Raw genomic sequence first — 26,280 nt, 5'->3', positions numbered from 1 at the left:
CCTCAGGTTTCGTGAAGGTGAGCCATATCAGTTTCACGAATACCGGATCTGCGCACCGCGCCACTGCTTTACCAGGTTGTTCAGGTAATCTTTCAAGGCTACGGCATTGTTGTATTGGGACTCCTTTGATGAATACAACAAGCAAACTCTGCCCTTCTTCAAATGACCGATAATCTCGTTGACAGAATCCTCGTTTGAATCCAATTCGGCGAAATATCGCTGTTTGAATTCCGGCCACTTCTCGGAATCATGCTGGTACCATTTCCGGAGATCATTTGAAGGCGCCAGGGACTTCAGCCACAAATCTATCTTCGCAGTCGTTTTTGACAGCCCTCTTGGCCACAGCCGATCGACCAGAATTCGAAATCCGTCTTCCGAAGCCGCTCGGTCGTATACTCGCTTAACGTAAATATCCATGTCTTGAATCGAAGCTTATGAAGGATGAATCAGCGACACGGCCCTTTGAATCCGTTGAACTTCTTGTTGAGCCCTCTGCGACGGACATTTTTCTATTGTGAACATGGCAACAGATCGTAAATCAACCCAGCCTGTCGATCAATGCCCATCCAGATATCGCTCGAGGTAGCGGGCGGTGTGCGATCTCTTCGTCTTGCCCAGCATCTCCCGGGGTGAGCCCACGGCCACCAGCTTTCCACCGGCTGCTCCGCCCTCGGGCCCCAGGTCGATGAGATAATCGGCCGCATTGATGATCTCCATATTGTGTTCGATGGTCACCACCGTATGTCCCTGTGCCACCAGCCCCTGAAGCACGTCGATCAACAGGTGCACATCGGCGGGATGCAGACCGGTGCTGGGCTCGTCCAGAAGATAAAGGGTCGGACCGTTGGCGCGTTGGGCCATCTCCCGGGCCAGCTTGATGCGTTGGGCCTCCCCGCCCGACAGGGTGGGGCTGGGCTGGCCCAGCTGCAGGTAACCCAGCCCGATGTCGCAGACGAACTGCACCGCCTGGCGAATCTTCGGTATGGCCGAGAAGAACTGCAAGGCCTCGGCAAAGGTCATCTGCAACACCTCGGCCATGTGCCTGCCTTTGTATCGAATCGCCAGCGTCTCCGCATTGTAGCGCGCTCCGCCGCACACCTCGCAAGGCACATACACATCGGGCAGAAAGGCCATCTCCACCTTGGGACGTCCCTGTCCCTTGCAGGCCGGACAACGGCCCTCTTCCACATTGAATGAGAAACGGGCCGCTCCGTATCCCCTGGCCCGCGCCTCCGGTACCTGGGCGAAGAGATTACGGATGTCGGTGAGAAAGCCCACGTAGGAGGCCGGCACCGATCGGGGCGTCCGGCCGATGGGGGTGTGGTCCACTTCCAGGACGCGAGTCAGCGCCTGCCAGCCTTCCATGCCCTTGCACGTGTCACTGGACAGCGACTGGCCTCGCAGCCGCTGATGAAGTCCCTGGTAGAGGGTCTTCTTGACCAGGCTGGACTTTCCCGAACCGCTCACGCCGGTCACGCAGATCAGTCGGTTGAGGGGCAGGCGCACGTCGATGCCTTTGAGATTGTTGGCCGAGGCGCCGACGATCTTCAATGCCGGACCCCGCCGGCAGGGGCGCATCCGGCTGGTGATCCGGGTTCGGCCGCGCTCGAGCACCGCTCCGGTGACCGAAGCGGGCTCGCGCCGCAGGTCGTCCAGGCCGCCCGCGGCCACCACGCGCCCGCCGTTGGCACCGGCCCCGGGCCCCAGGTCGATGATCGTGTCTGCGGCCCGGATGGTCTCTTCGTCGTGCTCGACCACGATGACGGTGTTGCCCCGGTCGCGCAGGTCGCCCAGGGCCTCCACCAGGATATGGTTGTCCCGCGCGTGCAGGCCGATGGTGGGCTCATCCAGGATATAGGTGACGCCGGTGAGGTTGGAACCGAGCTGGGCCGCCAGCCGCACCCGTTGCGCCTCACCGCCCGAAAGGGTGTCGCCCGAGCGCGAGAGGGCCAAATAGCCCAGGCCCAGCCGGTTCATCAAGGCCAGGCGGGTCTTGAGCTCGCTCAAAATGGGGTCTGCCAGGGGACCCTGTTGTTCGGGGAACGACAGGCGATCCAGGATGGGGAGCAGTTCACCGGCCGGTTGCCGCACCAAGTCCCAGATGGTGCGCCCCTGAACCTGCACCGACAAGGCTTCCGGCCGCAATCGGCTGCCCTGGCAGTCGGGGCAGATCTTGGCATCTTTTCCCTCCCGGAACTCGTCCACGCCCACAACCCCCAATCCATCGCAACGCGGGCAGGCGCCCTGGGGGGAATTGAAGGAAAAAAGCCGTGGATCGCCCTGAACCGCGCCCAGGCCGCAGGAGGGGCAGCGGCCGTGTACGCTGGACAGCTCCTCCCGGCCGCTTTCCGGATCGAGCACGATCAGGGTCCCGTCCCCTTCTTTCAGCGCCGTGTTCACCAGATCCGTCAGGCGCGCTTCTGCGCCCCGTCCGTTGGGAATTTCACCCACCACCAGATCGATGGAATGGTCATGGTAGCGGCTCAAGGCCATGCCCGGCGTCAGCGCCACCATCTGGCCGTCTACGCGGGCACGGTCGTATCCGAGTTTCAGGGCTCGGGCGAGCACCTCTTTGTGATAGCCCTTGCGCCCGGCGATCTTGGGCGCCAAGAGCAATACCCCTCTTCGACCGTAGCGGCCGGCGATCCGTTCTTTGACCTCCGCTTCGCTCTGACGCGACAGGGGCCGCAAGCATCCCGGGCAATGGGCATTGCCCAGCTTGGAGTAGAGCAGGCGCAGAAAATGATAAATCTCGGTCAAGGTCGCCACGGTCGACCGCCGGCTGGTGTGGCTGATGCGTTGTTCGATGGCCACGGTGGGCGACAGACCGGTGACCAGATCCACTTCGGGCCGCTCGAGGATCTTCATATATTGGCGCACGTAAGGCGCCAGGCTCTCCAGGTAGCGGCGTTGCCCTTCGGCGAACAGGATGTCGAACGCCAATGTGGACTTGCCCGAGCCGCTCACCCCGGTCAACACCACCAACTGGTTGTGGGGAACGGCCAGGTCCACATTTTTCAGGTTGTGCTCCCGTGCGCCGCGCACTTGGATCGCACCGCCATTGTCCGAAGCGGCCGGCGGCGCAACCCGCGCCGCGGCTTCGATACGGCCCTCCAGGCAGGGCTTCAAAAATCGGCCGGTGTGCGACGCGGGCGCAGCGGCAATGGTTTCGGGCGGGCCGACGGCCACCACCCGTCCGCCGCCGTCGCCGCCCTCGGGCCCCAGGTCGATGACCCAGTCGGCAGATTTGATCACATCCAGGTGGTGCTCGATGATCAGGATGCTGTTGCCCTCGTCCACCAGGCGCTGCATCACCTGCAGCAAGGTGGCGATATCGGCCAGGTGCAGACCGGTGGTGGGCTCGTCAAAAATCAGCAGCCGCGCCTGGCGGCCGACCCCCAGGTAGCGTGAAAGCTTGAGGCGCTGGGCCTCGCCGCCCGAAAAGGTCGAAATCGGCTGCCCCAGCCTCAGATAGCCCAGCCCCACATCGGCAAGCGGCTGCAGGGCGGCGACGATTCTGGATTGATCGCCGAAGAACACCAAGGCCTCATCCACGGTCAGCTGCAGGATCTGGTGGATATTATGCTCCCGGTAGACGACCTCCAGCACCTCGGGCTTGAAACGTTTGCCCTGGCAGTCGGGGCACGAAATAAAGACATCGGAGAGAAATTGCATCTCCACGGTCTCGTAACCTTCGCCCTTGCAGGTCTCGCAGCGGCCGCCGGCCACGTTGAACGAGAAGTGACCGGGACCAAATCCCCGGGCAACGGCCGTCTCCGTGGCGGCCAACAACCGGCGGATCGGGTCCATCGCCTTGGTGTAGGTCAGCACATTGGCCCGCGGCGTGCGGCCGATGGGCCGCTGATCGACCAGTTCGACCTGCCGTATCTTTTCACCGCCGTCGATCCGGCGGAACCTGCCCGGCCGGCCTTCGCCCTCGCCGAGCCGGCGCTTGACCCCTTTATAGAGAATCTCCTCGGCCAGGGTGGACTTGCCCGAACCGCTCACGCCGGTCAGGCACACCAGCATCCCCAAGGGAAGCCTCACGTCTATGGATTTCAGGTTGTGCTCGGCCGCCCCGCGCACGGTGAGCCATTGGCCGCGTCTGGGCGTCCGGCGTCGAACCGGCATGGGAATGGTTTTTTCTCCCGAAAGATATTGGCCGGTCAAGGAGGTCCCGGCCTCTGCCACGGGACCGAAGTACATGACACGCCCGCCCTGCTCGCCGGCCCGGGGGCCCATATCGAGCAGGTAGTCGGCCGCCCGGATGATGGCCGGATCGTGCTCCACCACCACGATGGTGTTGGGCAGGTCGCGGAGCCGCTGCAGAATGCGGGCCAGTCGCTCGTTGTCCCTGGGGTGCAGGCCGATGCTCGGCTCGTCGAGTACATAGAGGGTGTTGACCAGGGATGCACCAAGGGCCGATGCGAGGGCCACCCGCTGCACCTCGCCGCCCGACAGGGTGCGAGACTGGCGATCCAGGGTCAGGTAGCCCAGCCCCACATCCCGCAGATACCGCAGGCGCCCCGTGATCTCCCCGAGCACAAGGACGTCGGCTTCGTCCCGGACGCAACGTTCCAGGTCGTCGAAAAAGGCCAGGGCCTGATCCACGTTGAGGGCATAGACTTCGGCGATGGTGCGGCCCTCGATGCGGTACAGCAGAGTCTCGGGCTTGAAGCGGGTGCCGTGGCAGGCCGGACAGAGATCGTAGCTGCGATAACGCGACAGGAAGACGCGCACATGCATCTTGTAACTGCGGCTCTCCAGCCATTGAAAATAGCCGCGGATGCCGTAATAACCGTCGTCACCGTCGATGATCGCTTGTCGCTGATCAGCCGGCAACCGGCGGAAGGGGGCATCCATGGCAATGCCCCGTTCGCGGCAGAATCCGCTCAAATCCCGGTACTCGAAGCGCCCCTCGGCCGCTCCGCCGAAAGGTTTGATGGCCCCCTGTTCCAGCGAGCGCGCCGGATCGGGAATGATCAGGTCCAGATCCATGTCGATCACCCGCCCGAATCCCCGACAGGTGTCGCAGGCGCCCAGGGGGCTGTTGAACGAAAAGAGATTGGGCAACGGAGCGACATAATCGATGTCGCAGTGGGCGCAGTGTATGCGGTTGGAATAAGCCTGTCGGCCGCCGCCCGCGATCCACACATCTGCCCGGCCGCCGCCGAAGCGGAAAGCGGTTTCCAGAGAATCGACCAGCCGCTGCCGTCGACCGGCATCCGCCGTCGTACGGTCGGCCACCACATCCAGGGCCGTCTCCAAGGCGTTGTCCGGCAAATCCATCAGGCTTTGGACCTCTTCCTTGACCCATACACGGTCGTATCCCAGGCGCATCAAGGTCTTGCGACCTGCTTTGGGCCCATCCGGGCAGTGGTAGGGAAAGGTGATGGTCAGGCGCCGCCCGTCGGTTTCGTCGATCAGACGCCCGACGATCTGTTCAGGCGCATCGGGCCGCACCGGCCGGCGGCATCGACGGCAGTGCAACACCCCCCGGCGGGCGAAGATCAACTTCACGTAATCGGTCAGTTCGGTCATGGTCCCCACGGACGAACGCGAGGTGCGCACCGGGTCCTTGCGGTCGATGGCGATGGCCGGCGGCACGCCCAGGATCCGATCGACCTGGGGGCGGTCCATGCGGTCCATGAATTGCCGCGCGTAGGGCGAAAAGGTTTCGACGTAGCGCCGCTGGCCTTCGGCGTAAAGGGTATCGAAGGCCAGGGAGGATTTGCCCGAACCGCTCACGCCGGTCACCACGGTGATGCGGTTCAGAGGGATATCGATGTCGACGTCTTTAAGATTGTTCTGCCGGACGCCGCGAAGTTGAATGGAGGCGGTCATCTTGTGTTCCTGCATGACGGTTCAGGGTAAACGGTATTGCCGCGGTTCGAGCCGAACAAACAAAATAAGGCAGAAACGGCCGATGGCACCGGGTTGATTTTTAAGAATTCAGCAATTCCAACTGAATGCGATTCCTCTTGACGGGCGCGTCTTTTAAAAGTTTTTTGATACAAAAATTCGCATCGCAAGGGATATGGCAGGCGTGGATGGGGCAGGTGGCCAGGGCCACGTGAGCCAGCGGTCTTAGAGCCAGTTGAATGCAAACGGCGGACAAGCGGTCCAGACTGTTTGAGCGCAGCGAGTTTCTGGCTCGCCCGCCGTGCATTTTACTGGCTCTTGACCGCTTGGCGTGTGGCATCGGCCACCTGTTCCAACCACGACGGGTTTAATGAATCGCGTTCAGTTAGAGTCGCTGTTAAGAATTCATTTCAATTGACTTACGTCTGGAATTGCCTTAAACATCAATTGGTTCAATCGAAACTCTCGATCACCAACCCAACATTATTGTGCAGGACCGTCATGTGGGGGTTCATCACAGACTCACCAGGAGGGTTCTTCCGAACCAACCGGGTTCGAATGCTGTTGGCTCCGGCCCTGGCGATTCTCGTTGCAGCGGCCGGCCACTCCCCTGTCCACGCGGAAGACATCAACTGGCTGGCCGCCGGCGTGCGCACGGGTGTCGGCGACACGCGGAACAGCGAGCAATTCACAAAATCAGAACTCTTTTTGGCCTGTGGGCTGCCCTATACCTGGGAATCGGACGCGCATTGGTTGGTCGGCCCTTTTTTGGGGATCAACGCAGGCTTCCTGCTTTCCGATGAAAACACCTTCGTGGGTTCGGCGGGACCGGGTCTTTACCTGCTCAGCCCCGGCAAACGGCTCGCCCTCTTTGCCGGTGTGCACGTGACCTATCTTTCCCGATCTAAATTGGACTCGGAAGACTTCGGCGGATCGCTCCAGTTCACCTCGACCGTGGGCATCGACTACATACTTTCCATGTCGTTCATCATCGGCTACAGCTTTCAGCACATGTCCAATGCCGGTCTATTCATGGAAAACCCGGGGCTCAACACCCACATGCTCGAACTGATCTACCGCTTCTAACCGTGGTGATCGATCCATGATATATGTTTTTTGATAATAGAATCGAATGGCAGCGGAGATGGCAGGCGTGGGGGGAGCAGGTGGCCAGGGCCACGTACGCCTGCGGTCTTAGTGCCTTTCGAATGCAAACGGCGGACAAGCGGCCCAGACTGTTTGAGCGTAGCGAGTTTCTGGGCCGCCCGCCGTGCATTTTACCGGCACTCGACCGCTTGGCGTGTGGCATCGGCCACCTGTACCACACACGCCGGGTTTAATGAAACGCATTCACTTAGAAACGCTGGCTTGGCACTACGTCGTCAGCGCGCCCCCATCGACGTAGATGGTATGGCCGGTCATATAGCTGGCAGCCTCCGAGGCCAGAAAGAGCACGGCCGGAACGATCTCTTCCGGCTCGCCGATGCGTCCCATGGGCAGCATCGCGGTGACGTGCTTTTCGATGTCCGGATTGGACCAGATCGGCTTGCTGAAGTCGGTGCGGGTCAGGCCCGGCCCCACCGCATTGACCTGGATACCGAGCGCGGCCCACTCGCGGGCCATGCAGCGGGTGAGCATCTTCAGGGCCGCTTTGCTGCACCCGTAGGCGGCCATGCCCAGTTCCGCCTTTTCCGCGCCCACGGTGGTGATGTTGATGATCCGGCCGCTTTTCTGGGCCATCATCTGACGCGCCACCGCGCGGCTCAGCAACCACACCGCCTTGACATTGGTGTCGAACACCTTGTCCCAGCCGTCCTCGCGCAGGTCCATCAGGCTGCGCATGAAGCTGCGGGCCGCATTGTTCACCAGGATATCGATACGACCGAATTGCTGAACGGTTTCGGCGGCCAGTCGTTCGAGTTGGGCGCCGTCGGTCAAATCGGTCACCAGTGGCAGCGCCTGGGCGCCATTGGCCCGGATCTCCTCGGCCACGGCGTTGATCTGATCGGCCGTGCGGCTGGCGACGACCACCGCGGCGCCGGCCTTGGCCAGCCCCAGGGCGATCGCCCGTCCAATGCCTCTGCCGCCGCCGGTGACGATGGCCACTTTTCCTGATAGATCGAAGCGAACAGTCATGGATTTCTCCTTTCTCATTCCGTTAGAAACCAAATACGTAGAGACACGCCAGGATCGCGCAGACCACGCCGGCCAGATCGGCGGTCAATGCCGCGGCCAGGGTGTGACGGATGCGCCGGATCTGGACAGCGCCGTAATAGACCGCCAGCACATAGAAGGTCGTCTCGGTGGAACCTTGCAAGGTGCTGACCAGATAGCCGGTATAACTGTCCGGCCCGATGGCCGGATCATTGATAATGGCCGCCATGATGCCGTAGGCGCCGGATCCGGACAGGGGCCGCATCAAGGCCATGGGCAGCGCCTCGGCCGGCAGTCCCAGCGGTTCGGTGACCGCCCCCAGGAGCCCCACCAGGGCGTCCATGGCGCCGGAGGCGCGCAGCATGCCCACCGCCACCAGAATGGCCACCAGGTAGGGAATGATGCGCAGGGCCACCTGAAACCCCTCCTTGGCCCCCTCCACCAGCACTTCGTAGACCCGCACCCGCCTCAGGGCGCCGAATGCCAGGAAAAAAATCATCAATCCGGGCACGATCCAGGGAGAAATGAAGCGCCCGTAAAGGACGGCCAGCGGCACCAGGGCCACCAGAAACCCCAGGGCGGTCACGCTGACCCACAGGGGATAAGCCGCCGCCTCCGTATCGTCCTGGTCCGAAACATCCGGGGACGCATCGACGGCCTGTTCTTCATCCTCTCCGCCGACGGTCCCCACAGGGGAGAATCGTCGATACACCTTGGCGGCCACGATCGCCGCGGCGGTCGATCCGATGGTGGCGAACAGGGTGGTCGGCAATATGCCGGCCGGATCGGTCGAACCGGCGGCGGCCCGCAAAGCGATGACGCCGGTTGGCAAGAGGGTGATGGATGAGGTGTTGATGGCCAGAAACAGGGCCATGGCATCGGTGGCGCTCCCTTTCCGGGAATTGAGCTGATCCAGGGCCTGCATGGCGCGGATGCCGAACGGCGTGGCGGCGTTGCCCAATCCCAGGGCATTGGCCGACAGGTTTAGGATCATGGCGCCCATGGCCGGATGGTCGGCCGGCACGTCCGGGAAGAGGCGCACCATGAGCGGTCGGATCAGACGGGCCAGAATCCTGAGCATGCCGCCCGCCTCTGCCACCTTCATCAGCCCGAGAAAAAGGGTCATGACGCCCACCAGTCCGATGGCCAGATCCACGGCGCCGGCTGCGGACTCGATCATGGCGGTGGAGAGTGCCGCCATGGGCGCGACGGCGCCTTCCACCGGGACCCACAACACCTGGTGCCAGGCCGCGAACAGGAAGGCGACCGCCACCATGACGAGAAAGACCACATTCATTAACGTGCCTGTATCCCGAAATTTCTATTGTCGGAAATCTTGAGCGGGTTTGTCGATCTTTCGAATCGACGCCAGAAGGGACATTCATAACCCATTCGAGACAAAAAGTGAATCAATTGACTTGGATCAATTGCTTTCGACGGAGATGGCCCTATGGTAGGGACCGGAATAACGCACGAGCGCAAACCGAAAGGAGGGAGGCATGGCTGACGAGCAGGCGGTTCGCCGGAAACTAAAAGAGATCGAAGCGGAAATCGAAGAGGCCAGACGCCGGCTTCCGGCCCATTCGGTCAAACCGGCGCTCATGGCGGCGCTGTTCGACCTCGAAGACCAACGCGACGCGATTGTGGAACAACTTCTGGAAAATCGTACCACGGCAGACGAGGACAACCGATGAGCAGCGGTATCGCAGAAGCGTATCGTTCGGCCCAGGAACGCCTCTCCCGCCTGGATTGGGAATCGGCCGCCAACCGGCTGGGGGCCCGATGGGAGGGACGATCGGTCCATGTACCGTTTTTCGGGGAGTCGCATTGCATTGCCGCCGAAGGCTGCCAGGATGGCCATGGCCAACCGGTGACCATGGCCGTGGGATTGGTGCTCTACCGGTATCTGTTCGACTTCCCGGGCGTGCTGCCGCCCGCAGACCGGCTGGTGACGTTCAGGGAAATCGAAAACAGCGGCCCCCTGGTGGCCCGCTTCGCCGACAACACGCACAAGATTATCGCCAGCCACTTTGCTCATGACCCGGCCAAGCTGCAAGAGGCCGCCCGCAATCTTTCGGCCGGCATCGATACAAACCGCGACGGCTACGATCTGCTGCTCAGCTTCACGGCCCTGCCCGGCCTGAATCTCTACTTGCAGTTCAATGGGGCCGAAGAGGGCTTTCCGGCCTCCGCCGGCCTGATGTTCCACCGCTCGTCCGAGACCTTCATGGGCCTCCAGTGCCTCTTTATCCTGGGCACCTATCTGACCGGCCGTCTGATCGGTTCGGACGGGTCACCCTAAAGTGCCCATTCAACGCCTGCCGCCTCTCTCTATCCGCACTTGGTAAATCCGCAGAAGTGGCAGATCTGACACCCTTCCTCGAAGCTGATCGTCTGCCCGCATTCCGGGCACTTGCCGCCCAACAGGCTGTTGCCGGGGCGCGCCATTTTATCCGTGTTTCCAGCGAGGTAACGCCGTTCGAGGATTCTCGAAATCGCATCGGGGATGGAAAGCACCAGGCCCCCTTCCTGGAAGATGGGATGTTCGCCGCCGATGCCCTTGAGTTGATCCACGATCTGCCGGACGTCCACCCCCGAACGCAGGGCCAGGGAGACCAGCCGGCCGATGGCCTCGGTCTTGGCCGTCGTGGAACGCCCCGATTTTCCGATGGTGGCAAAAACCTCGAAGGGCCGCCCGTCGAATTCCGTCACGGTGACATACAGATGGCCATAACCGGTGCGGATCTTGGTGGTAAACCCCTCCAGGGTTTCGGGGCGCTCGCGTACGGCCGCCGGGCTGCCATCCTTTTCTGTCTTGGAGGACCCTGTGGAGAGGACCTGGTTCTCCTTGCTGCCGTCGCGATAGATGGTGACCCCCTTGCATCCCAACTGATAGGCGAGATCGTAAATCTTGCGCACGTCGGCGGCCGTGGCGTCGCGGGGCAGATTGACGGTCTTGGAAACCGCGTTGTCGGTGAATTTCTGAAAGGCGGCCTGCATGCGGATATGCCATTCCGGCGATATATCGTGGGCCGTGACAAACACTGCCTTCACATCCTCCGGAATCCCATCCACATCCTTGATCGACCCGCTGGCGGCCACGGTCTCCATCAGCTTCTGGCTGTAAAAACCGCGCGCCCGGGCCACGGCCTCGAAGACCGGGTTGACTTCGGCCAGCCGGTCCTGGTCCATCACCGTGCGGACGAAACTCAGGGCGAACAACGGTTCGATACCGCTCGAGCAATTGGCGATGATACTCAGGGTGCCGGTGGGCGCAATCGTGGTCAAAGTGGCGTTGCGCAGGGGCGGATGCCCCATCTCTTTGTAAATGCTGCGCTCGAAGTTGGGAAAAGCCCCCCGGTGCCGGGCCAGATCCTCGGATGCGGCATGGGACTCGGCCTGTATGAACCCCATCACCTCTTCGGCCAGGGTCAGCGCCCGTTCCGAGTTGTAGGGAATCTTGAGCTGGAACAGCAGATCGGCGAACCCCATGACCCCCAGGCCCACCTTGCGGTTGCCCTTGACCATATTGTCGATGGCCGCCAGGGGATACTGGGACATGTCGATGGTATTGTCCAGGAAGTGGACCGCCGCCCACACCACCCGCCGCAGCTCCTCGTAATCGATGGCCGCCTCCTCCTGATCCGCCACCACGCAACGCGCCAGATTGATCGATCCGAGGTTGCACGCCTCCTTGGGCAGCAGCGGCTGCTCGCCGCATGGATTGGTGCTCTCGATGGCGCCGAGGTCCGGGGTGGGATTGTCGCGGTTCATGCGATCGAGAAAGACGATCCCCGGGTCCCCGTTCTTCCACGCCTGCTGCACCAGGGCCGCGTAGACCTCCCTGGCGTCGAGAGAACCGGTCTTTCGTTTGCGAGCCGGATCGATCAGGTCGAACGAGGCGCCTTCGGCAACGGCCTTCATGAAATCGTCGGTGACCGCCACGGAGATATTGAAGTTGTTCAATTCCTTGTCGTTCTGCTTGCAGAAAATGAACTCCATGATGTCCGGGTGGTCGACCTTCAGGATGGCCATGTTGGCGCCGCGACGGGTGCCGCCCTGCTTGACCTGCTCGGTGGCCGTATTGAAGATCTTCATGAAGGATACGGGTCCGGAGGCCACCCCGCCGGTCGTGCCCACCATGGAATTTTTGGGCCGCAGGCGGGAAAAGGAGAAGCCGGTGCCCCCGCCCGACTTGTGAATGATGGCGGCATTCTTGAGCGTTTCGAAGATCGCTTCCATGCTGTCTTCCACCGGAAGTACAAAACAGGCCGCCAGCTGGCCGAGGCGCCGTCCGGCATTCATCAGCGTGGGCGAGTTGGGCAAAAATTTCTGCTCGGCCATCAAGGCGAAAAAGGCCTCCTCGACGGCCGGCACATCGGCCTCCGGGTCGTAGTTGAGATCGGCTTGGGCGATATGCCGCGCCACGCGCCGGAACATCTGGGAAGGATTTTCCTGCAGGCGGCCGTATTCGTCCTTTTTCAGGTAGCGGCGCTCCAATACCGTCACCGCGTTGGGGGTCAGATGCAGACCGTTGCGCACGAAGAGGGATTTGTCCAGGGGCACATGCACCAGCTTGGAGACCCCGTGCTCTTCCAGCGTGGCCTTGACCACCGCATCCACGATGGGCGGGGTGATGCGTTGAATCTTGAGTTCATCGATGGCCTCTCGAACGAAACGGCTGATGGATTGGGCCTGCTCGTCGTCCATGGGGTGCTGCTGGATCAACACGCGCGAGAAACGCTCGTCGTCCCAGCTATAGGTGGCCAGGTCGATGATGCCTTCGGTGGTTTCAATGATTTTGGCTTTTTGACGCACGGGCTGTGCTCCTGTCTGTCTGCTTGGAAATTTGTATGGATGATGCCGGATGGCGCCGCCTTTCGAATTCAGGCTACTGAAACAGCGATTCAGGGGGCTGTGAAGACGCTTCACGCCCGATGCTGGATCGAAAAGGAGCGACGATGTGCGACAACGTGGATTGTGATCGTGTTGGCACACAATATGTTGTATGTCAACCGAAAATATTCTCTACATATTAGGGTCGATGGGTATTATCGACTGCATCTGAATGGATCGGGCCTTCCACAAGATGTAGAAATTTTCGATTGACAGACAACAAGATGTTGATGTAACTACCCCACTATTCTGCATTGCAACGTTTCATCCTGAATACCTGTTATCTATATCCCGATGCGTTCGGCACCCGGGTGCCCGAAAGCGTGGTGTCATTCAGCAAACCTTCAGCCCTGCGAGGAGAGCCTGGTGTTTGAACAAATTAAAAAACGCGACGGACGAATTGTTGAGTTCGATTCCACCAAGATTACTGCCGCCATCGCCAAGGCCGGCAACGCCACCGGTGAATTCGGCGAACGCGAGGCGCGCAAACTGACGTTACGCGTGTTGACCCTGGCGCATGAAATGCGCCTGGGCGATCAGCCCGAGGTGGAAGAGATCCAGGACATCGTGGAGCATGTTCTGCTCGACTCTCCGTTTCACGCCACTGCCAAGGCCTACGTCCTCTATCGCGAGCAGCATGCCCAGATCCGCAGCATCGCCACCAAGGCCAACGTGGACCTGGTCGAGCACTACATCCAGCGGCTGGATTGGAAAATCAAAGAGAACAGCAACATGTGCTATTCCCTGCAGGGGCTCAACAACTACATCTCCTCGGATGTCACGTCCGAGTACTGGCTCAACCGGATCTATCCCCCGGATATCCGTAACGCCCACAAGGATGGCGACCTGCACATCCACGACCTGAGCCTGCTGTCGGTCTACTGCGTGGGATGGGACCTGAAGGACCTGTTGAAAAACGGATTCAAGGGGGTCGAGGGCAAGGTGGAGAGCGCGCCGCCCAAGCACCTGCGCTCCGCCCTCGGTCAAATCGTCAATTTTTTCTACACGCTCCAGGGAGAGGCCGCCGGGGCCCAGGCCCTTTCCAATTTCGACACGCTACTGGCCCCGTTCGTGCGCTACGATGAATTGACCTACGACAAGGTCAAGCAGGCGCTCCAGGAGTTTATCTTCAATATCAATATTCCCACCCGGGTGGGCTTCCAGACCCCGTTCACCAACATTACCATGGATCTTTCCGTACCTTCGATTCTCAAAGACCACCCGGTGATCGTGGGCGGCCGGGAATTGGAGGCCACCTACGCCGAGTTCCAGCCTGAAATGGACCTGATCAACCGCGCCTTTGCCGAGGTGATGATGGCCGGCGACGCCAAGGGCCGGGTGTTCACCTTTCCCATTCCCACGTATAACATCACGCCCGATTTCGACTGGAACAATCCCAATCTCGATCTGGTCTGGCAGATGACCGCCAAGTACGGCATCCCCTACTTTTCGAACTTCGTCAACTCGGATATGTCGCCGGAGGACGCCCGCTCCATGTGCTGCCGGCTGCGCCTGGACAACCGAGAACTGCTCAAACGCGGCGGCGGCCTGTTCGGCGCCAATCCGCTGACCGGATCCATCGGGGTGGTGACCATCAATCTGCCCCGTATCGGACACTTGGCCGATGGGGAAAAGGATTTCTTCCAGCGCCTGGAAACCCGGGTGCGCCAGGCCGTGGAAAGTTTGACCATCAAACGAAAGGTGCTCGAAAAGTTCACCGAAAAAAATCTCTACCCCTATTCGCGCTTCTACCTTCGGGAGATCAAACAAGGCAGCGGCACCTATTGGAAGAATCACTTCTCCACCGTCGGCATCATCGGCATGAACGAAGCCTGCCTCAACTTTATCCGCAAGGATATCGGCACCATGGAAGGACAGGCCTTCGCACTCAAGGTGATGGACTTTCTGCGCGACCTGCTGGCCGGGGTTCAAGAAGAAACCGGAGATATCTTCAACCTGGAAGCCACCCCGGCCGAAGGCACCTCTTTCCGCCTGGCCATGCTGGACAAGAAAAAATTCCCCCGCATCGTGTGCTCCAACGAGGTGGAATATGAAAAGGGAGCCGCGCCCTACTACACCAACTCGACCCAGTTGCCGGTCAACTACACCGACGACCTGTATGAAACTCTCCAGCTTCAAGACCAGCTGCAGACCAAATATACCGGTGGCACGGTTCTGCACGTATTTCTCGGCGAACGGATCGGCGATATCGATGCGGTCAAGTCCCTGGTGCGCAAAATAGCCGGCAACTACCGGCTGCCTTACTTTACCCTGACCCCCACCTTCAGCATCTGTCCTTCCCACGGGTATCTGGCCGGTGAACAGCCGCGTTGCACCCACTGCAACCAGGAGACCGAGATCTACTCTCGCGTGGTCGGTTACCTGCGGCCGGTCAAACAGTGGAATGACGGCAAGCAGGCCGAATTCGCCCTGCGAAAAACGTATCGCGCGACATCCATCGATGGGGACCTCACCGCCACGGTGATCGGCCGAAGTCCAGCGGGCCGCGCGATAGAGAAGGTCGCCACGGTCCATCTGGAGGCTCATGTGGCTGCGAAGACCGATCAAACCGGTGCAGCCTGCCGATAAAAAGGCCACCCTTGGATCCGTCTCCATCATGAACCTGGCCGGACTTCAAAAGACGTCGCTGATCGACTATCCGGGGCGGGTCAGCTGTGTGGTCTTTGTGACTGGCTGCAACTTCACCTGCCCCTTTTGCCATAATGGGGAACTTGCCAGGGGAGAATGGCCCTCGCGTCTTCCCCTCGACCGTTTTATCGAATTTCTCACTCCCCGCAGGAAGCTGCTCGACGGCGTGGTGATCAGCGGCGGCGAGCCGACCCTTCATCCCCATTTGGCCGATCTCTGCCGGGCTGTCCGCCGGCTGCATCTGCGCATCAAACTCGACACCAACGGCAGCCGTCCAGATGTTCTCGCCCGGCTGTTCGACGAGCGGCTGGTCGACTACGTGGCCATGGACATCAAAACGCCGATCGCATCCTATCATCCGGCCCTGGTCCACGAGGACATCACCGCCCACCTCCGGCGCAGCATCCAACTGATCATGCAGACATCCCCGGATTATGAATTCCGCACCACTTGTGTCCGCCCCTTTGTCGACGCGCAGCGGATCCTCGACATGGCCCGCGCCATCCAGGGAGCCCGTCGCTATGTCCTGCAATCCTTTCGACCCCAAAAAATGCTCCAGCCAGACTTCTTCGAAACGATCGAGCCCGTCATTTCACCAGCAGAGATTCATCATTTCAGGGAGTTGTCGTCGCCCCTGGTGGAAAACTGTGTGATCCGCACGGAACATGATTAAGGCACATTTTTTCGTTTTATATTCATCGACTGTATCCCATTCATTATTTATCTTGACATCACCACTGTGCTTTTTTATGGTCAACTTAACTTGATGACTATGTAAAAAGTCGCTGTCGGACGGCGCCGTAAAAAGTTCAAGATCGAGGCGTGCGAAATTCCGTGCCCTGCTGCCTACTTAGTGCCCGTCCACAAATAGGCAAATTGGGTCGAGATCAAGGCGCGCGAAAAATTTAACCGCAGGCATATGGTCGATATTCCGAGGATTAAATTTTTCGCGCAACACCGATATCGGGCCAATTGGACATTTGTGGATGGGCACTACTTAGCGTACGCCGCAAGGACGACGGGATGAGCACAACGCAGAGATTGGGCTTTTTGCGGTGGCGTCAAGCTTGGGCATATTCGTCTTCGACTGCACCAGCCTCACCCCTGATGACAAACTGACAAATACCATGCATCGGTTCAAGAAACCCAAGATGACAGGTTCAGGTCTGCGAACAACGGTCGACAACCGATATCAATCCACAGAATAGAGGAGGCCCACATGACCAACGCGTACGATCTGGCTTTTGAACGCTCCATCAACGACCCGGAAGGGTACTGGGGCGAAGCGGCGGAGGACATTGTATGGATCAAACGGTGGGACAAGGTGCTCGACGGCAGCAATCTGCCCTTTTACCGATGGTTCGTGGGCGGTGTGCTCAACACCTGCTACAACGCGGTGGATCATCACGTCGCCACGGGCCGGGGAGATCAGCCGGCGATCATTTATGACAGCCCCGTCACCAACACGATCAAAACTTACACTTACAGCCAATTGCAGCAGGAGACGTCGAGCTTTGCCGGCGTTCTCAAGGCCCAGGGTGTGGAAAAGGGCGACCGGGTCATCATTTACATGCCCATGATACCCGAGGCAGCCATCGCCATGTTGGCCTGTGCGCGTATCGGCGCCGTGCATTCGGTCGTTTTCGGCGGTTTTGCCGCCAACGAGTTGGCCACGCGCATCAACGACGCCAAACCCAAGGTGATCGTCTCGGCTTCCTGCGGTATCGAGGTCCAAAGGGTGATCCCCTATAAACCGTTGCTCGATGGCGCCATCGACATGGCCAAATCCAAACCCCAGAAGTGCATCATCTTTCAACGGCCCATGCACAAAAGCGAGCTGGTAGCCGGACGCGACCTGGATTGGCAGGAGGCCATGGCCTCGGCCAAACCGGCCGACTGCGTACCGGTGGCGGCCACCGACCCGCTGTATATCCTCTACACCTCGGGCACCACGGGGCAGCCCAAGGGCGTGGTGCGGGACAATGGCGGTCATGCGGTGGCCCTGAAATGGAGTATGAAAAGCGTCTATAACGTCGATGCCGGCGAAGTTTACTGGGCCGCCTCGGATGTGGGCTGGGTCGTGGGCCATTCGTATATCGTCTATGCCCCCCTGCTCAAGGGCTGCACGACGATCCTCTTCGAAGGCAAACCGGTGGGCACGCCCGACGCAGGCGTCTTCTGGCGGGTCATTTCCCAACATAAAGTGTGCACCATGTTCACCGCCCCTACCGCCTTCCGGGCCATCAAACGCGAAGACCCCAAGGGCGAACTGATCAAAAAGTACGACCTGTCCAAATTCCGGGCCCTTTTCCTCGCGGGCGAGCGCCTCGACCCCGATACCCTCAAGTGGGCCCGGGGCCACCTGGGCATACCGGTGATCGACCACTGGTGGCAAACCGAGACCGGCTGGGCCATCTGTGCCAACTGCATGGGCCTGCACACCTTCGAGGTCAAAGAGGGATCGCCCACCAAACCCGCGCCGGGCTGGAACCTGCAGGTGCTGGATCCAGAAAGCAAACAACCGGTCAAGGCCGGCGATATCGGCGCCCTGGTCGTCAAACTGCCGTTGCCGCCGGGCAGCCTGCCGACCCTGTGGAACAATGACCAACGCTACATCGAATCCTACCTGGAAGAGTTCGATGGCTATTACAAAACCGCCGATGCCGGCTTCATCGACACGGATGGGTATGCCTTTGTCATGTCCCGCACCGACGACATCATCAATGTGGCCGGCCACCGTCTCTCCACCGGCGCCATGGAGGAGGTGCTCTCCGATCATCCGGATGTGGCCGAATGCGCCGTGCTGGGCGTGGAGGACAGCCTCAAGGGCCAAGTGCCGGTGGGCTTTGTCGTACTCAAGGCCGGGGTCAAGCGACCCGAGAAGGAGATCATCGACGAAGTGGTGAAAATGGTCCGCGACCGCATCGGACCGGTGGCCTCGTTCAAAAAAGCCACTGTGGTCAAACGGCTGCCCAAGACCCGCTCGGGCAAGATCCTGCGCGGCACGATCCAGAAAATCGCCGACAACAAAGCGTTCAAGACGCCGGCCACCATCGATGATCCGGCCATCCTGGGGGAAATCGAGGCGGCCTTGAACACCATCGGCCTGGCCGGTTCTCGACCCAAATAAACGAAATACCCTATTCACCCTATCAGCGAGGGGGCGCATCGGCGCCCCCTTTTTTTTCGATGGCTCTTGATGATCAGGAATTCATAAAGTAAGAGACAAAGCTTTTAACGCTGGTCCATCCGGCCATGGAAAGTGACCCCATGAACCATATCCGTGCGTTGCTGCTGCTCTCTTTACTGGCCGCATTTCCGCCCATGAGCACCGACATGTACCTTCCGGCGTTGCCTACGCTGCAAATCCTTTGGCACGCCGACACCGCCACCATCAACCTGACCCTGATTCTTTTTTTCGTCTGTTTCAGTGCCGCCCTGCTGATTTACGGCCCCATATCGGACAGCTTCGGCCGTCGCCCGCTGCTTCTCGTCGGCATCGGCGTCTACATGGCCGCCAGCGTCTTATGCGGCCTTGCCGACAGCGTGCACAGCCTGATTCTATTTCGCATCTTTCAAGCCTTGGGCGCCGCCTCGGCGGCCTCACTCACCATGGCCATCGCAAAGGATCTGTTTGAGACGAACGAGCGTCAGCAACTGCTGGCCTATCTGGGGGTGATCGTGGCCCTGGCCCCCATGCTGGCCCCCATGCTGGGGGGCCTGATTATCAAATGGCTCAGCTGGCAGTGGGTCTTCTTCATCCAAGGCCTGTGGGGCCTCATTGCCTTCGGCGGGGTGCTGCGCATGCCGGAACCCCTTAAAATCAAGGTTCCGGCCACGATCAACCAAATCCTGGGACGATACCTGCGGTTGCTGAAAAACGGCCGCTACCTGGTCATGACCCTGCTCATCTCCATGTGCATGACGCCGCTCTTCGCCTTCATCGCCGGTTCACCGAGCATCTATATGTCTCATTTCCGACTCGGCCCACAGCGCTTCGGACTCTATTTTGGCGCCAACGCTTTGGCCATGATGTGCGGCTCGTTTCTGTGCGGTTGGCTGACCCGGCGGGTAAAAGGCTGGCTGCTGCTGCGCATCGGATTCGCCGGCATGGTTGTCGGCGGATGCGCCATCGGTTTCATCGGCCATCTGGGACCGCCGGCCTTTGCCGCCGCCATGTTTACGGTAACCATCTGCTTGGGGCTGACACGGCCGATGAGCAATAACCTGGTGCTCGAGCAAGTGGAGCAGGATGTGGGAACCGCCGCCTCCCTGCTCATGTTCGTTCATTTCGTGGCCGGTGCCGCCGGCATGGCGTTGATCTCCCAACCATGGTCGGATCGAATCGGCATCATCGCGGCTCTGTCAGCGGGTTGCGGTCTGACGATCCTGGTCGGCTTGCAAGTGATGGCCTTTTATTGGAAAAGCGCGTTCAAAGCGGTTCAATAGGTTCGTGGATGGAAATGGATCATGCATAGGAGCAAACTGACCAGCTGCACTTTTTTCGTCTTCCTGTCCGCGTTCGTCATGATGGCATGCGACGGCAACCCGCCTTCCGAACAGAGTTCTGCCGCCGCGGTCGAACGCATATCGGCGCCCTGGCACGGTGATCTACCTGAAATCCTTGAGAGCAGAAGATTCATCCGGGCGCTGGTCACCTACAATCAAACCAACTTTTTCATCGAAAATGGAACGCCGCGGGGACTGGAATACGACCTGCTCAAACGCTATGAAGAATTTCTCAACCAAAATCGAAAAAAAAATGAACTCAAAATCAAAATGGTCTTTTCGGTACTGCCTTTCGACCAACTGCTCTCGGCTCTCGAAGATGGCCGGGGGGATATCGTCGCGGCTGGCCTGACCATCACCCCCGACCGAAGCGAAAGAGTTGCTTTTTCCGCTCCCTACCTATCAGATGTCGACGAAGTCCTGCTCACCGGCCCCAATGTGAGGGACCCGGTAACCATCAACGACTTGTCCGGCCGCACGATTCATGTCATGGCAGGAAGCAGTTACGCGACCCACCTGAAAGAGTTGAACCTCGATCTTCAAATGCGATTTCAGCGCCCGATCCGAATCATCGAGGCCGATGCCCATCTCGAAGAAGAAGACTTGCTGCAGATGGTCAATGCCGGGATTTACGACATGACCGTCGTCGATTCACACCTTGCCCAGATCTGGTCCAGGGTGCTGCCCGATATTCAGGTGCACGAAGAGATCAAGGTCAGCAGCGGTGGAGAGATCGCCTGGGCCGTGCGTAAAGAGAACCCAGAATTGCTGGCCAACCTGAACCAGTTTTTCAGGACTCACAGGCAGGGAACCTTCGCCGGCAACATGCTCGTCCGGCGCTACTACGAAAACACCCGTTGGATTCAAAATCCGCTTTCATCCAAATATAGAAATCAATTCGACACGCTGAAGGAGCTGTTTCAAAAATATGCTCGGACCTACGGATTCGACTGGCTGAAAATCGCGGCGCTGGCCTACCAGGAGTCCCGCCTGGACCACGCGGCCCGAAGTCATCGCGGCGCGGTAGGCATCATGCAGCTGCTCCCCAGCACCGCTGCCGGCCCGGCCATCGGCATCCCCGGCATCACCGACGTCGAGAACAACATTCATGCCGGCGTCAAATATCTGGCCTACCTCCGGGATACCTATTTCGACGATCCGGCCATTGCGCCCGAATACCGCATCGACTTTGCCATCGCCGCCTACAACGCCGGCCCGACGCGAATCAACCAGATGCGCAAAAGGGCCGAAAAACTTGGACTGGACCCCAATCAATGGTTTTCCAATGTGGAACAGGCGGCGCTCAGGTTCATCGGGCGCGAACCGGTCCAATATGTCAGCAACATTTACATCTATTACGTGGCCTACCAGACAGCCGCACAGGTGGTCGACCAGCGGTCCGACAGCGCATTTCCGCCTTCGTAGGATCTACCCGATTTTCATCTAATAATTTTCGTAATACAACCCATCCTGATACTTTGGATTGTCCAGCCGTTCGGAGATGTCCACGTTGAAGAAATCACCAATCGGTTGAAGCAGTTCCGGATGGTCGCGCCACACGCCGCGGGCGATCGCAAGGACGGCTTCCAGGCCGTTGCGCGTCATCTTGCCAAGGGGTTGTCGGCAGGGTCCTGAAGGCATGCCCAACAAACGCATCAGGGTCTTGATGGCCAGGGGATTTCGGGCGCGGCAAACCACCTCTCCATTTGCGGTCATCTCCCGGGTCTTCACGGTCACCAAACCGAAAAGCGGCTCCAACCCATTGAGAAGGGATTCGGCGCCGGCCCGGTCACCGCCGATGAGCCGTTCCACCATCTGGGTAGCCGCCTTGGGAACGATATTGCTGACCACCGAGATGACGCCGGCAGCGTCTATGGCCGTATCGGTCACCATCTCGTAGGTCATGGCATCGTCACCGGAGAGAATGGTAAAGTCCGACCCGCAACAGGTCCGCGTGCGGCGCATATTGTTCAAATCGGCCGTGGCCTCTTTGACCGTGCTCACATTGGGATGGGTCTTGAACAGCAGGGCCAGGTCTTCGGGCAACATCTGGGCACCGGTACGGCCTGGAATGATGTAGGGAATGATCTCCACACCCGGAAAAGCTGCGGCGATAGGCGCCACATATTCCCGTCGGATTTCTATGGAACTGGGACCGTTGTAATAGGGGTCCACGAGCAGGACCGCATCGACACCCTGTTCGACGGCATGGGCCGTTGCCTTCATGGCCTCCTGGGTATTGTTGCTGCCAGTGCCGGCAATGCAGAGGCAGCGTCCCTTGCAGGCCTTGGCCACCTGCTCCACCACCAGATTATGCTCTTCCCAGTCCAAGGTCGGACTCTCGCCGGTGGTGCCCACGGCCAGAATACCGGTGATGCCGCCGTCGATCTGAAACGCCGCCAGCTGCTCCAACCCCTCCCGATCAACGCGGGTCCCGTCTGTGGTGAACGGTGTCACCAGGGCGGTATAACATCCGGGTTTCATTTTTCCCCCTCTTGTCAGGTTTACAGAATTAAAGTTAAAGAATTAGAGAAGCTCGGGAATGCTGTCAAGATCTTATTGTGAAATGCCTTGACAAGCCCCGAACGGCAGCATAACGATGACCGGGTGCCCATCGGCAAGCGGCCAATTTGTTCGATATCTGCGTTATGGTTATGCTCAACATGTTATCCAAGGACTTATAATCAAACATCCAAAAAAAAGGGACCGATTACCATGCCCCAGGCAAGAAACATAGACGAATATATTGCAATTCAGAAACAGGCGTTGGCTGCCAACCCCGAATGTGGAACGACCCATTACAACCTCGGCGTGGCCCTGCTGGGCAAACATCAGGATGACGAAGCCGAGCGTGCTTTTTTAGAAGCCATTGACTGCAGTCCAAGTTTAGCCGAAGCTTACGTCCAACTGGGTGGATTGTGTCTGAAGCGCGGCGACCTGGATGGTTGCCTGGATTGGAACCAGCGGGCCGTCAAAGCCCGACCGGGGTTTTCGGAAGGCTACGGCAACATCGGTTATGTGCACCTGCAAAGAGGCGAGGTGGACAAGGCCATCGAATCATTCAAACGCTCCACCGCCTTCAACTTCCGTTTTGTGCAGGGGTACACCTCCATGGCGACGGCCTATCTCATGAAAGGCGAGGTGGACCTGGCCATCGAGGCCTGCCAGAGCGCCCTCAAGGCCGAACCCAACTTTCCCGTGGCCCACAACAACCTGGCCGTCGCCTACCTTGAAAAAGGAGATCTGGAAAAGGCCAGGCTGCATGCCCGGCGCGCAGTGGAATTGGGATTTGAGGTCGCCCCCCAAATCCTCAAGGATATCGAGGCATAGCCTGTCACTCAACAGAGGCGGAACCCCCCTCTATGAATCGGTCTGAAACCGACGTCGCATCCAGCGTGGTCTTTTTTGTCGGCCATCCACCGATGGCCATCGGCCCAAGGGACGATCAATGGCATCGGCCGCTGCCCCTCGATCGAGCGTATTTCGAGAAGGGAGCCGCTCATCATTCTCAGGCCGCAGTGACATACGGAGACTATTTTACGGCGGTCGTTGACTTCCTGACCCGAGACCGCATGGCCGTCGGCCGCCGGGCGGTCAGCAGGATGCGGGAGAAGCATACAAACCATGCCATTGAGGAAATCCGCATCCACCTGGTCAAACACGGCAACTGCTATCACCCGGCCATGGTCATCCTGGCAACGGGTGGTGTCGATGTCCCCATAGTGGTCAATGTGGCCGTCAGTCGAGAGGGGCAGGATATCATCGCGATCGAAACCGAGTGCCTGAAGCAGCTGAGTCGCCGATTTGCCGACCACCTCCTGCCCGAGGTCTACCACTTCGGAGCGGGCAGGCCCGGCAGCGGCGGCGAACTCCCCATGTTCGCCGGCGAATGGTTTTCCCACTATCACGAGTTTCACCTGGCCCACTCCAGTCCCAGCGGCGCCAATCGCCATGTGGTGTGGGACCCGGATCAGGGCCACTGGCAACTAAGCGAAACTCAAAGTGCCGACCTCTATCGTCAGGCCATGCTGATACTGACCTGCCACTTCGATCCCTACACCCTATCCGCCATTCAGCATTGGCACCATGCCGCCGGGGATTTCGTCGTCAAGGCAACACCTGATGGCATCGATCTGCGCCTGATCACCGTCCGCCGGTGTGCCCCGCTGCTGAACCTGGACACGCAAGACCCCATTACCCTGGAAACCTTGCTGGAAACGTTGGCCGTTTTTTTTCTACGCACCTCCTTGTGGATGCGCATCGATCGCATCGATGGCGTCGGCGAACTGATCTGGGCCGGAGAGGCCGCCCTCGCCCCCATATGGAAGGGATTTGGAGAAGGGCTCGAAAAGATGGCCGGCCGTCACGATCTGCCACCGGCATTCGCAGAGGCCGCTAAGCAATATCTGGCATCCCACACCCGGGAGGACCTGGTCGATTTGGGGCTGGAGATCCTGAACCGATATCCCCGGTCCCTGCCGGAGGCGACCCTGATCCAACGCCATCTGAAACGACACGCCGAGCAAATCCAAGCGTTGATGCACACAACCACCTGACGAAAAAGCCTATCGGCCATGGCCGGCAAATTGCGATGGGAAGGGTTTCCAGGATATAAGCGTTATCGCCCGGAACGGCGAGCAGCCAGGGTCTCCATCAGCCGTCGATAAGGGCTTTTTTATTGACAAACCAGGCAAATCTTTCTATATCAGCATCCTTTGATCGAGATTTTTTCCGCCCGTTATTCAAGCGTCATGCTTTTTTGGATATAACCTGAAAAATCAAGCGATAAATAATGCATACCGAGAGGAGGTGACCATTTTTTAACTCAGCCTATTGCGTCGTTAAGTCATAAGATTTGTTTATTAACCAAATGGAGGTAAAAAGATGGCAAAACACGAAACCCCGATGTTGGACCAGCTTGAATCCGGACCGTGGCCAAGCTTTGTGTCTGACTTGAAGCAGCAAGCCGAGAAACGGGCGAAAAACGCGGAAGGCATCGAGTTCCAGGTTCCCCAGGACGCCGTTGAAGACCTTCTGGGCGTGCTCGAACTCTCTTACAAGCATGGCCGGACCCACTGGAAACATGGCGGCATCGTGGGTGTTTTCGGATACGGCGGCGGCGTCATTGGCCGTTACTGCGACCAACCCCAGATGTTCCCCGGTGTCGCGCACTTTCACACCATGCGGATCAACCAGCCGGGCGGCAAGTTCTACACCACCAAATTCCTGCGCGACCTCTGCGATTTGTGGGATTTCCGTGGATCCGGTATCACCAATATGCATGGCTCCACCGGCGACATCATCTTCCTGGGCACCACCACCCCCCAACTGGAAGAAATTTTCTATGAACTGACCCACAAGCTGGATCAGGACCTGGGCGGCTCGGGCTCCAACCTGCGCACCCCGGCCGACTGCATCGGCCAGGCACGATGCGAATATGCCTGCTACGATACCCAGGCGCTTTGCTATGACCTGACCAACGAGTACCAGGACGAGCTCCATCGTCCGGCCTTCCCGTATAAATTCAAGTTCAAGTTCGATGGCTGCCCCAACTGCTGCGTGGCCTCCATCGCTCGTTCAGACCTCTCCTTCATCGGTACCTGGAAAGACGACATCAAAATCGACCAGGCAGCCGTACAGGCCTATATCGGCGGCGAAATCGTCCCCAACGCCGGCGCCCACTCCGGACGCGACTGGGGCAAGTTCGACATTCAGAAAGAAGTCATTGATCTTTGCCCCACCGGCTGCATGGCCATGGACGGCAAGACCCTGAAGATCAATAACCGTGAGTGCACCCGCTGCATGCACTGCATCAACGTCATGCCGCGCGCCCTGCGCATCGGCGACGAACGCGGCGTCTCCATCCTGGCCGGCGCCAAGGCCCCGATCCTCGACGGCGCCCAGATGGGCACCCTGGTCGTGCCCTTTATCGAGTGCGAACCTCCCTACACCAAGATCAAGGAAGAGGTCATCGAGCCGCTGTGGGATTGGTGGATGGAAGAAGGCAAGAACCGTGAACGTTTGGGCGAATTGATGAAACGCCAGGGCCTGCAAAAAGTGATCGAGGTTCTGGGCGTTGATCCTGATCCGCGCATGGTGCAAGAGCCGCGCTCCAACCCGTACATCTTCTGGAAAGAAGAAGAGGTCGAAGGCGGCTGGGAGCGCGACATCAACGAGTTCAGAAAACATCACTTGAGATAGGAGGGCGAC

General features: G+C 59.4%; 17 protein-coding genes. 11 read left to right on the top strand and 6 right to left on the bottom strand.

Annotated elements, in window-relative coordinates:
- Window positions 1–33 precede the first annotated feature (33 nt).
- Both DFT_RS00585 and uvrA read right to left on the bottom strand, forming a co-directional pair.
- On the bottom strand, window positions 34–417 hold the full coding sequence (locus DFT_RS00585; RefSeq protein WP_054029309.1) for a DUF488 domain-containing protein: 384 nt from the start codon (window positions 415–417) through the stop codon (window positions 34–36).
- A 138-nt stretch (window positions 418–555) separates the two neighbouring features.
- Window positions 556–5,844, bottom strand: coding sequence for an excinuclease ABC subunit UvrA (gene uvrA / locus DFT_RS00580; protein WP_054029308.1), 5,289 nt, complete (start codon window positions 5,842–5,844; stop codon window positions 556–558).
- A 519-nt stretch (window positions 5,845–6,363) separates the two neighbouring features.
- Here uvrA and DFT_RS00570 point away from each other — a divergent pair.
- On the top strand, window positions 6,364–6,948 hold the full coding sequence (locus DFT_RS00570; RefSeq protein ID WP_083453238.1) for an acyloxyacyl hydrolase: 585 nt from the start codon (window positions 6,364–6,366) through the stop codon (window positions 6,946–6,948).
- Window positions 6,949–7,236: 288 nt separating this feature from the next.
- Here DFT_RS00570 and DFT_RS00565 read toward each other — a convergent pair whose 3' ends face one another.
- Window positions 7,237–7,998, bottom strand: a complete 762-nt coding sequence (locus tag DFT_RS00565; RefSeq protein ID WP_054029305.1) for an SDR family NAD(P)-dependent oxidoreductase — start codon at window positions 7,996–7,998, stop codon at window positions 7,237–7,239.
- Between the two features lie 22 nt (window positions 7,999–8,020).
- A complete protein-coding gene (locus DFT_RS00560) occupies window positions 8,021–9,313 on the bottom strand; it encodes a nucleoside recognition domain-containing protein (RefSeq protein WP_054029304.1) in 1,293 nt (430 codons plus the stop codon).
- Window positions 9,314–9,515: 202 nt separating this feature from the next.
- On the opposite strand from DFT_RS00560, the gene DFT_RS00555 reads away from it, so the two are divergent.
- Window positions 9,516–9,710 (top strand): hypothetical protein, encoded by a 195-nt coding sequence (locus tag DFT_RS00555; protein WP_054029303.1) that lies wholly within the window; start codon window positions 9,516–9,518, stop codon window positions 9,708–9,710.
- Window positions 9,707–10,318 carry a DUF3786 domain-containing protein gene (locus DFT_RS00550; protein ID WP_054029302.1) on the top strand — a complete coding sequence of 204 codons (612 nt, stop codon included), beginning with the start codon at window positions 9,707–9,709 and terminating at the stop codon, window positions 10,316–10,318. Before DFT_RS00555 ends, DFT_RS00550 begins: the two co-directional genes overlap by 4 nt.
- A gap of 29 nt (window positions 10,319–10,347) precedes the next feature.
- On the opposite strand, the gene DFT_RS00545 is transcribed toward DFT_RS00550, so the two are convergent.
- Window positions 10,348–12,834, bottom strand: a complete 2,487-nt coding sequence (locus tag DFT_RS00545; RefSeq protein ID WP_200906993.1) for a vitamin B12-dependent ribonucleotide reductase — start codon at window positions 12,832–12,834, stop codon at window positions 10,348–10,350.
- Between the two features lie 444 nt (window positions 12,835–13,278).
- On the opposite strand from DFT_RS00545, the gene DFT_RS00540 reads away from it, so the two are divergent.
- From DFT_RS00540 to DFT_RS00520, 5 genes are all read left to right on the top strand, one after another.
- Window positions 13,279–15,501, top strand: coding sequence for a ribonucleoside triphosphate reductase (locus tag DFT_RS00540; RefSeq protein ID WP_083453236.1), 2,223 nt, complete (start codon window positions 13,279–13,281; stop codon window positions 15,499–15,501).
- Complete coding sequence (locus tag DFT_RS00535; RefSeq protein WP_054029301.1) at window positions 15,458–16,234, top strand: anaerobic ribonucleoside-triphosphate reductase activating protein; 777 nt, start codon at window positions 15,458–15,460, stop codon at window positions 16,232–16,234. The genes DFT_RS00540 and DFT_RS00535 overlap by 44 nt, the downstream gene beginning before the upstream one ends.
- Window positions 16,235–16,780: 546 nt before the next feature.
- Window positions 16,781–18,691, top strand: coding sequence for a propionyl-CoA synthetase (locus DFT_RS00530; RefSeq protein ID WP_054029300.1), 1,911 nt, complete (start codon window positions 16,781–16,783; stop codon window positions 18,689–18,691).
- 140 nt (window positions 18,692–18,831) lie between these two features.
- A complete protein-coding gene (locus tag DFT_RS00525; protein ID WP_054029299.1) occupies window positions 18,832–20,010 on the top strand; it encodes a multidrug effflux MFS transporter in 1,179 nt (392 codons plus the stop codon).
- Between the two features lie 21 nt (window positions 20,011–20,031).
- Entirely contained in the window at window positions 20,032–21,495 is a 1,464-nt protein-coding gene (locus DFT_RS00520; RefSeq protein ID WP_054029298.1) for an MltF family protein, read from the top strand.
- Between the two features lie 18 nt (window positions 21,496–21,513).
- On the opposite strand, the gene dapA is transcribed toward DFT_RS00520, so the two are convergent.
- Window positions 21,514–22,554: a 4-hydroxy-tetrahydrodipicolinate synthase gene (gene dapA, locus DFT_RS00515; RefSeq protein ID WP_054029297.1), complete on the bottom strand. Its 1,041-nt coding sequence runs from the start codon at window positions 22,552–22,554 to the stop codon at window positions 21,514–21,516.
- Between the two features lie 231 nt (window positions 22,555–22,785).
- Between dapA and DFT_RS00510 the strand changes: the two genes are divergently transcribed.
- The 3 genes from DFT_RS00510 to dsrA all read left to right on the top strand — a co-directional run bounded on the left by DFT_RS00510 (window position 22,786) and on the right by dsrA (window position 26,271).
- Window positions 22,786–23,400: a tetratricopeptide repeat protein gene (locus tag DFT_RS00510; RefSeq protein WP_054029296.1), complete on the top strand. Its 615-nt coding sequence runs from the start codon at window positions 22,786–22,788 to the stop codon at window positions 23,398–23,400.
- 32 nt (window positions 23,401–23,432) lie between these two features.
- Complete coding sequence (locus tag DFT_RS00505; RefSeq protein ID WP_054029295.1) at window positions 23,433–24,626, top strand: hypothetical protein; 1,194 nt, start codon at window positions 23,433–23,435, stop codon at window positions 24,624–24,626.
- A gap of 328 nt (window positions 24,627–24,954) precedes the next feature.
- Window positions 24,955–26,271 (top strand): dissimilatory-type sulfite reductase subunit alpha, encoded by a 1,317-nt coding sequence (dsrA, locus tag DFT_RS00500; protein WP_054029294.1) that lies wholly within the window; start codon window positions 24,955–24,957, stop codon window positions 26,269–26,271.
- The last annotated feature ends 9 nt before the right edge of the window (window positions 26,272–26,280 follow it).

Origin of the sequence: Desulfatitalea tepidiphila (genome assembly GCF_001293685.1) — a bacterium.
Lineage (GTDB): Bacteria > Desulfobacterota > Desulfobacteria > Desulfobacterales > Desulfosarcinaceae > Desulfatitalea > Desulfatitalea tepidiphila.
This window is presented reverse-complemented; position numbering and strand designations above follow the sequence as displayed.